Source organism: Lederbergia sp. NSJ-179, from assembly GCF_022867885.1.
Lineage (GTDB): Bacteria > Bacillota > Bacilli > Bacillales > Bacillaceae_C > Lederbergia.
On the sequence record NZ_JALIFP010000065.1, the window covers coordinates 1 to 9,366 of the forward strand.

A 9,366-nucleotide genomic window follows, 5' to 3' on the forward strand; every position below is an offset into this window, starting at 1 on the left:
GCCCGACATTGGCTTGCGAAACCTTTGTCATTATAGCAGAGGAGGACTTTTTTTATCATACGTAAAGGTACTTCCGTTTCTGTTCTCCCACGCATAGCGTGGGGCTTAATCAGGAGTTATTTTGAGATCCCATTCAGGTACGACACCTGAAACAGTGAAATCGGCAAGCTTTGCCAGAGAAAAAGGCGCTTTGACAGTAGCAATTTCTATGGAAACGGAATCACCTTTATGCAAGGAAGCGGAATTTACAGTCCATTACAATTACAAAGATGGTTCGGATGCAATTGACGGAGAAACTGGTATCTACTATACTCTGATTTTTGAGTTGATGAATATCTTTTCTCCAGACGAAAAGTTCCAAAGATTTTTCGGGCAATTGGGCAACCTGCAAAACTTGATCGATAAGAACGTGGAATTATTCCACAAACGTGCAGATGAATATGGAAAAAAGTATAAGAGAGAGAAATTAATTTATACAATGGCAAGCGGGGCCTATATTCACCACGCTTACTCATTCACAAGCTGTTTATTAATGGAGATGCTATGGATTAATTCAAATGCAATTCATTCAGGTGAGTATTTCCATGGGCCATTTGAAATTACTGATTTTGACGTCCCATTTCTCATTGTGAAGGGGGATGGACCTAGCAGACCACTAGACGATAGAGCAATCAATTTTGCCGAAAAGTTCAGTGAGAAGGTAGAAGTAGTAGACGTAGAGACCTTCGATTATGATGGCGTCGATAAAGATTTGAAGGAATATTTTGGACCGGCGCTTGCTGGATTTGTTCTAAGGCTCTATGCGGATGGATTAGCGGAACATTCAGGACATCCACTATCAGTAAGAAGGTATATGTGGAAAATGGATTATTGATATCAGTTTAAACGTGTGTGGATACCAATAAATTTAGAAATGGGGGGTTGTAATGAGAAAGGTATTTGGCTGTTTGGTTACCCTTGTTTTAGTGATATCAATGTTAGCTGCTTGCGGCTCTGACGGTAAGAGCAAAACTGCTGGCAATGGAAAAGTTGAAATTAATTTCTTCCATAGGTGGCCCAATGAGCCGAGAAAGTCCTTTTACGATGAAAAAATCAAAGAGTTTATGGAAAAAAATCCAAATGTCCACATTAACGTTGATTCTGTTTTGAATGACTCCTACAAGGAAAAAATTAGAGTATTGGTATCAAACGACAATTTACCCGATATTTTCTCAGCCTGGTCGGACTCCTTTGCGGAGAACCTGGTATCTTCTAATAGGATAATGGAATTGAATGATATCATTAATGAAGATAAGGATTGGTCGTCAAATATAATAGAATCACAGTATGAAGGTTTTACTTTTGACGGAGTCACATATGGTGTTCCTTTCACTGTTGATGGCAAAGCGTTTTTCTACAATAAGAAAATCTTTGAGGAAAACGGCATCAGCACCCCAAATACGTATGATGAATTTATCAATGTTTTGAAAGATCTTCAGAAGGCGGGGTATGATGAGCCTTTGGTTGAAGGTTTAACAAATACTTGGGCGATTTCTCACTATCTAGGAACAATCTTCCAAAGAATTGTTGATCCTCAAGTGTTGGCGCAGGATTATAGTCTGGAAACTGGTGAGTTTTCGGATCCTGGTTATATCAAGGGCCTAGAGGTATTTCAGGAACTAACTGGTTACATGGGTGACGTATCCACAGCTATTGATCATGAAGCCGCTAGGAATATGTTTGCTGCTGGTGAGGTACCGATTTTGTACATGCAATTTGCAGAAATCAAACTTGCTCAGGAAGCTGGCGATGTCGAAATAGGATTCTTTGACTTCCCATCCTTCCCTGATGGAAAAGGCGATCAAAACGCGCTAACGGGTGCGCCGGAAGGTTGGATGGTGAGCAAAAATGCACCAAAAGAAACCATCGAATTTTTAAAGTTTTTGACCTCAGAAGAAACAGCATTCGATTTTACGAAAGAGGATGGTCAGTTGAACGCTATTAAGGGTGCGGTTACTTCAGAAAATGTAAATGAAACAAGCTTGGAAGCGTATGAACTGATTTTAAATGCCTCCTCAACTGCTCCATGGTTTGACAATGCAGTGAATATTAATATCGCAGATGTGTTCATGCGCGGAGCCCAAGAGCTTGCTACCGGGCAAACAACACCTCAGGAGATTGTAAAAGAGGCCCAGAAAGAGGCTGCTAATCTAAAAAAATAAAGAGCAATCCAGATAGAATAGACTGCTGCGGGATTCCGTTGTCATAGATTTTAGCAAATAAGGTTGGATCCGCTCCAATTCCGGTTTTGAAATCTAGGCATACAAACCAGAATTGGAGCTCTTTCTCTTATTCTAAAGAAACCTTTATGAAAGCAGGTGTACCCATGACCGTTCGAAAAAAATTTATTACCCCTTTGCTATTTTTATTGCCTAGCTTGTTGTTCTTGGGGATTTTTATTTATATACCGCTAATTCAAAACTTCTATAACAGTTTTTTTGAATTCAGTGTATTTTCCCAGTCGAAGGAATTTGTCGGGGTAAGCGCATTTGTTAAGTTGTTTCAAGATAAAGTCATTTTAACAGCTCTATTAAACAACATAAAGTACGCAATCATATCGGTCGTTTTTCAAATTGCCTTTGCGCTTGTGCTTGCCGCTATATTAGAAGATAAATTGTTTAGAAGTGTTGCACCTTTCCTGCGAGTAATTTACTTCATACCCGTGATGATTTCCATTTCTGTTATTGCCTTATTATTCAGCTTCATTTATAACCCACAAATGGGGCTGTTAAACAGTTTCTTAAAACTTATTGGTCTGGAAATCCTAGCTACACCTTGGTTAGGTAATGCAGAAACTTCAATTTATGCGGTCATTGCCATGTCACAGTGGCAGAGCATAGGATTTATCACAATGTTGTTTATTGTAGCCATTCAAAAGATACCTCAGGACTTGTATGAGGCAGCTGATATAGATGGGGCAGGGAAAATAAGAAAGTTTTTCAGTATTACTCTTCCTCAAGTTAAAGAGACGATGTTCGTAAATCTCCTAATAACTGTTACCGGATCCATGCTGGTTTTTAACGAACCATATATTTTGACCAACGGAGGACCGGGAGTAAGTTCAATGACATTGTCGGTTTATATGTATCAGCAGGGATTTGTTAAGGACAATATGGGTTATGCATCCTCGGTAGCTACTTTGATCTTCATCCTTACCGCTATTTTCGCATTGATTCAAATTAAGGTCTCAGGTACAGGAAGGGATGATTAACGATGAACAAATTAAGCAATAACGGTAGGTTGCAGTCCCAAATTCAAAAGAATGTGATGTTGTTAGGGCTACTTCTATTCGCGCTGATTATTCTCTATCCCTTATTCTGGATGACTGTATCTTCCTTTAAAAGCTATGATGAAATTTACAAAAGCGTGTGGAGTCTGCCTACTGTATGGCATTTCGAGAATTATTCAATGGCTTGGTCCAAAGGTATTTCAAGTTATTTCATGAATAGCCTGACTGTTACCATTGCAACAATAATTCTAGTTGTAATAATCGGGTCCATGGCTGCGTTCGCATTATCAAGATACAAATCAAGATGGATTGATCTTGCGTTGCTTTTCACAATTGGTGGCATCATGATGAATCCCCAAGTTGCTCTTATACCATTATTTGAGCTGTTGACCGTGATGGATCTTATCAATACTCAATGGGCCTTGATTTTGACTTATGTGGCTTATCGATTACCTTTGACCATCATCCTGATAAGAGCATTTTTCCTGCATATCCCCAGGGAATTGGAAGAGTCCGCTATCATAGATGGGTGCAGTGAATTTGGTATTTATGCCAGAATATATCTGCCGATGTCCATCCCTATTATTATTACAACAATTGTATTGACTGCATACTTTGCATGGAATGAGTTTTTATTTGCAACCGTATTCATAGATGCAAACGACTTGAAAACAATTCCTTCAGGGTTAATGAATTTCAGAGATGCGCTAAGAACGGATTGGGGAGTACTACTTGCAGGTATGGTAATTGCTTCTGTTCCTATGATCGTTTTACTAATATTCCTGCAGAAGTATCTGGTTAGAGGACTCTCAGATGGATCGGTTAAAGGTTAATTATTTGAATGGGAGGGAATTAGATGAACCTAATTGCTATAGGCGATAACGTTGTTGATTGTTACTTAGATCAAGAGAAGTACTATCCAGGGGGGAATTGTGTAAATGTTGCTGTGAATGCAAAAAGAAATGGTGCGGCAAATGTAGCGTATATTGGGATTTTTGCCACTGATGACAAGGCAGCCCATATAAAATATGCTTTGGAGATGGAATCAGTAAAGCATAATTTAAGCAGGATAGCTGAGGGAATAAGTGGTCAACCAAGGGTATCGCTGACTGAGGATGGGGACCGTGAGTTTGTAGGAGGGCCGAAAAACACTGTGCAACATAGGTTTAAAATACAGCTAACTCCTGAAGAGTTAGATTATATTTCGAAATTTGATATTTGTCATGTCAGCTGCTACTCCTCCATGGAAGGAGAATTGGAGAAATTATCTAAAGTCATCGATGTCTCATATGATTTCTCAGATAAGGCCGATTTGAATTATATTGGTTCAATTGCCGAGTATATTAAATTTGCCTTCTTCTCTGTCTCGGAACTCACAAATGAGGAATTGCAGAAGTTTATTGAACAAGTTAGGGGTTTTAAATTTGAGGTTGCCGCATTCACAAGGGGGAATTTACCAGCGTTATTTCTGAAAGACGGTGAGATTTATGAACAAAAGCTCCAACCTGTGACTGTCGTTGATACGATGGGGGCCGGTGACAGTTTGATCGCTGGCTTTTTGGTTAATTATCTCAATGGGAAAGATATTGAAAGTGCAATTGAGAAAGGAACGGAATCTGCTGCGAAAACCTGTAGTTTTTATGGAGGATTTGGATACCCCCAGGTTCTGGAGTGACCCTCTTAACGAAATGAGTTTTTTTCCAATATATGCTATGATTGATTTGGGTTGTAGGCGTTGTTTCACTTGATGACAAGCACGGGTTAGTAAGTATTATGCATAGGAGAAGATAAATGACGAACGAGAAAAATAACTCAAATAGCCCAATACTTTTATATGAACAGATAAAGGTGGCGATTAAGGAGTATGTTGAGAACAATGGCCTGAAATCTGGACATAAGATCCCAAATGAATCTGAGCTATGCGATAAGTTTAAAGTGAGCAGAATAACAATAAGAAGGGCAATAAAAGAATTAGTCGAAGAGAACTATTTAGAAGTTATTAGGGGAAAAGGAACTTTTGTTAAAGCTCCCAAAAGAGACCTTCATTTATTGAACCTTAAAGGATTTACTGAGGGACTTTCAACCGAAGAGAATGATTTTACAAAGGAAATTATCTCGAAAAAAGTCATATATAATAAGTCAAGCATTTCAAAGGCCTTTTCCTATCAACAAAAAGAATTTTTGGAGCTGGTCAGATTAGTAAAAAATGATGATGGCCCATTCAGTGTTGACTATGCCTATCTTCCACTCGATATTTACCCTGGAATTTCTCAAGTCATCACCAATGATGTTTCCACCTTTGCGGTAATCAGAGATAAATATAAAATAAAGTTTGCAAGGGTTGAGAAGGAAATAGAGTATATACAGCCTTCTCAACAAATATGTGAATATTTGGGAATCAGCAACCTCATTCCTGTAATTCTTGTAAAGAAAATCATTTATGATACAAACAATTTACCTGTACACTATTCAAATTATTATTTGCTTGGAGATAGAATAAAATTCTTTATTGACGTTGACTACAATGAATAAAAACTAAAGTGAGGTTCAGTAATTGATAAAGGGAATTATATTCGACTTTGACGGCCTTATATTTGACACTGAAACCCACCAATACCACGTATATCAGGAGATTTTCGGTGAGTATGGAAGTGAATTGCCCATTTCTCGGTGGCAGGAGGAAATCGGAACGCATACAGGATTTTCACCATTTCAGTATTTGGAGGAAAAGATTCAGAAAGCAATTGACCAAGATGCTATAAGAATGGATTTTAAAAAGAGATTCCACGAGAAATTAAAAGGCGAGATAGCAAGGGAAGGAGTCGAAGAATATCTCAAAGAAGCGAAGAAGCTGAATTTAAAGATAGGATTGGCATCCAGTTCAAATTACCAGTGGGTATCCTCTCACCTGCAAAACCTGAAACTCTTCGATTACTTTGACTGCATTAAAACCTCTGATGACGTTTTGAAGGTGAAGCCAGATCCCTCACTATACCTAAAAGCTTCAGAATGCTTAGGACTTAATGTGAATGAATGTCTGGTATTTGAGGACTCGGCAAACGGGGCGCTGGCTGCCAAACGTGCCGGGATGTATTGTGCCATCATTCCGAACGAAGTGACCTGTACAATGGACTTTTGCCAGGTGGAACATCGGATGGATTCGATGGCTGACATGCCATTACCTGAAGTAATAGAGCTGGTAACAAACAGTGTAAAAGCCGGATATTAATTGGGTTAAATACCAGCTCACCACTCGAATGATGTTAAATAATCTTTGGGAAGCCAGCAAGATATTGCCCTGCCCTCTTCTTTGACTTTCTCCAAGTGCGAGAAGGTCTTTTTCTTTTGAAGGCTTTGGAAAGATAATACATTACGTCTTCTTACACTGATATGAGATCTGAGGGCAGCAATAAGAAAGCCTCAAGTCAAACGACTCGTAATGAGTTTATGTAAAAATGGAAGATTCCATCCACTGACAACTTGATGGAATCTGCCATAATCTCTTAATTGTTTAATATAGCCCGCATCTGCTTCATTTACAACAGCGCATACAAACATGGTACCTCCCGCTCCCCAGATAGAGTAGGATCATACCGCCCCTTGATAATTCAGCAAGCTAAATCTATTAAGATATCTATTCATTGATAAGTTCTGCTAACCCTTGTTTGGAATCAATATTTTTCTCCATGGTGTCTGCTTGGTCTTCCCAATTATCAAATTTTCCGTATGCTGTGTATATAGTTGAACCCGTCGGCAATTCGGGGTATTCATTTTCGCCATTTGTTCCCCAATTTACCCATCCAGAATCGTTTCTCTGTACAATCTGATATCGTGACACCACTTTACTTGTATACCAGACCATTGCGTAGCCCGTATTGTCATTAATTTCTGCTGTTTTATTTGCGCTCATTGGAAAAATGGTTTGCTCTGGCGCATTATTTACATCTACCGCTTTTTCAAATAGGACCTTTTTATTTCTTTCACCCATATGAACCTTTTTATGTGATTCTGGAATAATAGATGAAATATGTTCCTTTATCTCATCTGGGCTAAGTATGCCTTCTTTTACACTGAATAGTCTCCAAAAATAATCCCAAGAAGCTTCATTAATATCTTCTCCGATAATTTCTTTATATTTTTCAACATTAGGATTATTTAATTCATCTGATTCTAGTAATTGATGAACACCATCTGACAAAATATTAGCATACAAGTCCCCTTCTCTATAATACGTACCACCATAAGATGCAAAGGAAGTGAATACCCTATTTCCCTTTCCGCTTTCAAATTCATCTCCAACCGTAATTTTATTTGATACTGGAATACCATCTACGGTAGTTGAGAAGTCATCGATGTCATATTTTCTCCTAAACCAAGGAGTGTTATAGAAAAACTCCCAAGTAATTGAGAATTTTTTCCCTTTTAGATTATCATCCAAACCATCTGGTACCGTTCCGTTAAATCGATATCTACAATATAATGGCCCTTCAACATCAACCACGCAATCGACCTTTGTGTGCTCCGGAGGATTAATCAAGCCGTTTTTTGGTGTGAAGAACGGACCATAAAATCCACCGATTGCATTAGAGTAATCCCCTATTAAATCTTTCTTTTCTTCTTTCGCTTCAAAATATCTAATCCCCCATTTTCCATAGGAAGTCCCATCAGCAGTGCCTGAACATAACTCTAAAACATAATAACCTGTGTCTAGTCTTCTAAAGCCATCCTGCTGTGTAACTTCCAGTTTCTTTATTCCTTCAATATCGGTAGTGGCATCCTTAAGTGGTTCCTCACCTGCATAAAGCCAATATGAAGTAACTAAGTTGTCCATACTTACCAAGTAAATAATTGATGCTTTCTTAATATAATCCCCATCCAATTCCTCATCGAAAACTTGAAAAGGAACCTGATTATTATTATCATCATAGAATAATAGACTATCTTTATGAACTTTATAGTCGGTAAAATTCAATTCTGTAATAACAGGCTCGTTCTTACGAGGTAAATGATCTGGATTGTTTAACATAATTTGAAATTTATACTTTAATTTTTCACTTTCTATTGTCACTCTTATAACCCCTTTTCAACAAATTAATCAGCAAAATATTTTATTAAGCAGCTTTTTTAAAGCTAAAAGGTAGTTTTTTCCCCTTTTGTGCATCAATAATTACAGCAATGATAATAATGAGACCCATTATAAGTAATTGCCAAAATGAGTTTACTCCAAGAAGATTTAGGCCGTTACTCACTACTCCGATTACAATAGCCCCAAAAACGGTCCCACTGATACTTCCTCTACCGCCTGCCATAGAGACTCCACCTAATACACAGGCGGCAATAGCATCCAATTCATATCCTTGTCCTACGGATGGTTGACCCGAATACATTCTAGCCGCAAGCACAATTCCGGCAAAACCAGCTAGAAGGCCAGTTAATACATACACATATATTTCCACCTTTTTACTTGGCACACCCGAGAGACGAGCTGCTTCTCTGTTTCCACCTATGGCATATACATATGTGCCAAACTTTGTTTTGCTTAGGAGCATAACAAAGATAAACACTAAAATGGCCATATAAATCACGGGAGAAGGTAGAAAACCAAAAATTCTCCCGGTTCCAATAGTAGTGAAAGCCTTATCTGTGATACGTGCAGCTTGACCACCACTATAGATATAAGCAATCCCTTGAGCAATGTACATAGTAGCAAGAGTAATAATAAATGGGGGTAATCTAAACTGGGCAACAATCACTCCATTAAGTAAACCAATAAGTCCTCCTATAAGAATCCCTAAGATAACTGCTAAAATTACGGGCATCCCATTATTTACAACAAAACCTACCGATAATGTTCCCGATAAAGCAACAATTGCCCCCACAGATAAATCAATTCCGCCAAGAATCATAACCAAAGTCATTCCTAAAGCCAAAAATACATTAATAGTAATCTGCTGTAAAACTGTGATTAAATTATTACTACCTGAATCCGTGACTAATTTTTTTCTAAAAACCACTCAAAGTCTATTAGAATCAGGTATAATACCAAAAAAAGGTGAATTTAGTCATTTCACCCAATAGGTGGTTATAATGAAAAAGTT

General features: G+C 38.1%; 10 protein-coding genes. 7 read left to right on the forward strand and 3 right to left on the reverse strand.

The genetic code is table 11. The annotated features are described in order from the left end of the window. Positions 1-121: 121 nt before the first annotated feature. The 7 genes from MUB24_RS22290 to MUB24_RS22320 all read left to right on the forward strand — a co-directional run bounded on the left by MUB24_RS22290 (position 122) and on the right by MUB24_RS22320 (position 6,497). Positions 122-874 (forward strand): SIS domain-containing protein, encoded by a 753-nt coding sequence (locus MUB24_RS22290; protein WP_244707821.1) that lies wholly within the window; start codon positions 122-124, stop codon positions 872-874. Between the two features lie 52 nt (positions 875-926). Continuing rightward, a complete protein-coding gene (locus MUB24_RS22295) occupies positions 927-2,201 on the forward strand; it encodes an ABC transporter substrate-binding protein (protein WP_244707824.1) in 1,275 nt (424 codons plus the stop codon). Positions 2,202-2,347: 146 nt separating this feature from the next. Continuing rightward, positions 2,348-3,250: a carbohydrate ABC transporter permease gene (locus tag MUB24_RS22300; RefSeq protein WP_396426808.1), complete on the forward strand. Its 903-nt coding sequence runs from the start codon at positions 2,348-2,350 to the stop codon at positions 3,248-3,250. Positions 3,251-3,252: 2 nt separating this feature from the next. Continuing rightward, the gene (locus tag MUB24_RS22305) at positions 3,253-4,101 is read left to right on the forward strand and encodes a carbohydrate ABC transporter permease (protein ID WP_244707826.1); all 849 of its coding nucleotides are present in this window, start codon (positions 3,253-3,255) and stop codon (positions 4,099-4,101) included. Between the two features lie 23 nt (positions 4,102-4,124). After that, positions 4,125-4,943: a PfkB family carbohydrate kinase gene (locus MUB24_RS22310; RefSeq protein WP_244707829.1), complete on the forward strand. Its 819-nt coding sequence runs from the start codon at positions 4,125-4,127 to the stop codon at positions 4,941-4,943. 116 nt (positions 4,944-5,059) lie between these two features. Then, positions 5,060-5,800: a GntR family transcriptional regulator gene (locus MUB24_RS22315; protein ID WP_244707831.1), complete on the forward strand. Its 741-nt coding sequence runs from the start codon at positions 5,060-5,062 to the stop codon at positions 5,798-5,800. 22 nt (positions 5,801-5,822) lie between these two features. After that, the gene (locus tag MUB24_RS22320; RefSeq protein WP_244707833.1) at positions 5,823-6,497 is read left to right on the forward strand and encodes an HAD family hydrolase; all 675 of its coding nucleotides are present in this window, start codon (positions 5,823-5,825) and stop codon (positions 6,495-6,497) included. Between the two features lie 191 nt (positions 6,498-6,688). Here the strand turns inward: MUB24_RS22320 and MUB24_RS22325 are convergent, their stop codons facing one another. The 3 genes from MUB24_RS22325 to MUB24_RS22335 form a co-directional block, all read right to left on the reverse strand. Continuing rightward, positions 6,689-6,826, reverse strand: a complete 138-nt coding sequence (locus MUB24_RS22325; RefSeq protein ID WP_244707835.1) for a hypothetical protein — start codon at positions 6,824-6,826, stop codon at positions 6,689-6,691. A gap of 76 nt (positions 6,827-6,902) precedes the next feature. Beyond that, entirely contained in the window at positions 6,903-8,336 is a 1,434-nt protein-coding gene (locus tag MUB24_RS22330) for a hypothetical protein (protein ID WP_244707837.1), read from the reverse strand. Between the two features lie 43 nt (positions 8,337-8,379). Continuing rightward, positions 8,380-9,282 (reverse strand): ABC transporter permease, encoded by a 903-nt coding sequence (locus MUB24_RS22335; protein ID WP_244707839.1) that lies wholly within the window; start codon positions 9,280-9,282, stop codon positions 8,380-8,382. Between the last annotated feature and the right edge of the window lie 84 nt (positions 9,283-9,366).

Bases quoted from the DNA above. Each gene is read 5' to 3' on its own strand.
- MUB24_RS22295 (WP_244707824.1), top strand. From the start codon at position 927: ATGAGAAAGGTATTTGGCTGTTTGGTTACCCTTGTTTTAGTGATATCA.
- MUB24_RS22300 (WP_396426808.1), top strand. From the start codon at position 2,348: ATGAAAGCAGGTGTACCCATGACCGTTCGAAAAAAATTTATTACCCCT.
- MUB24_RS22305 (WP_244707826.1), top strand. From the start codon at position 3,253: ATGAACAAATTAAGCAATAACGGTAGGTTGCAGTCCCAAATTCAAAAG.
- MUB24_RS22310 (WP_244707829.1), top strand. From the start codon at position 4,125: ATGAACCTAATTGCTATAGGCGATAACGTTGTTGATTGTTACTTAGAT.
- MUB24_RS22315 (WP_244707831.1), top strand. From the start codon at position 5,060: ATGACGAACGAGAAAAATAACTCAAATAGCCCAATACTTTTATATGAA.
- MUB24_RS22325 (WP_244707835.1), bottom strand. From the start codon at position 6,826: ATGTTTGTATGCGCTGTTGTAAATGAAGCAGATGCGGGCTATATTAAA.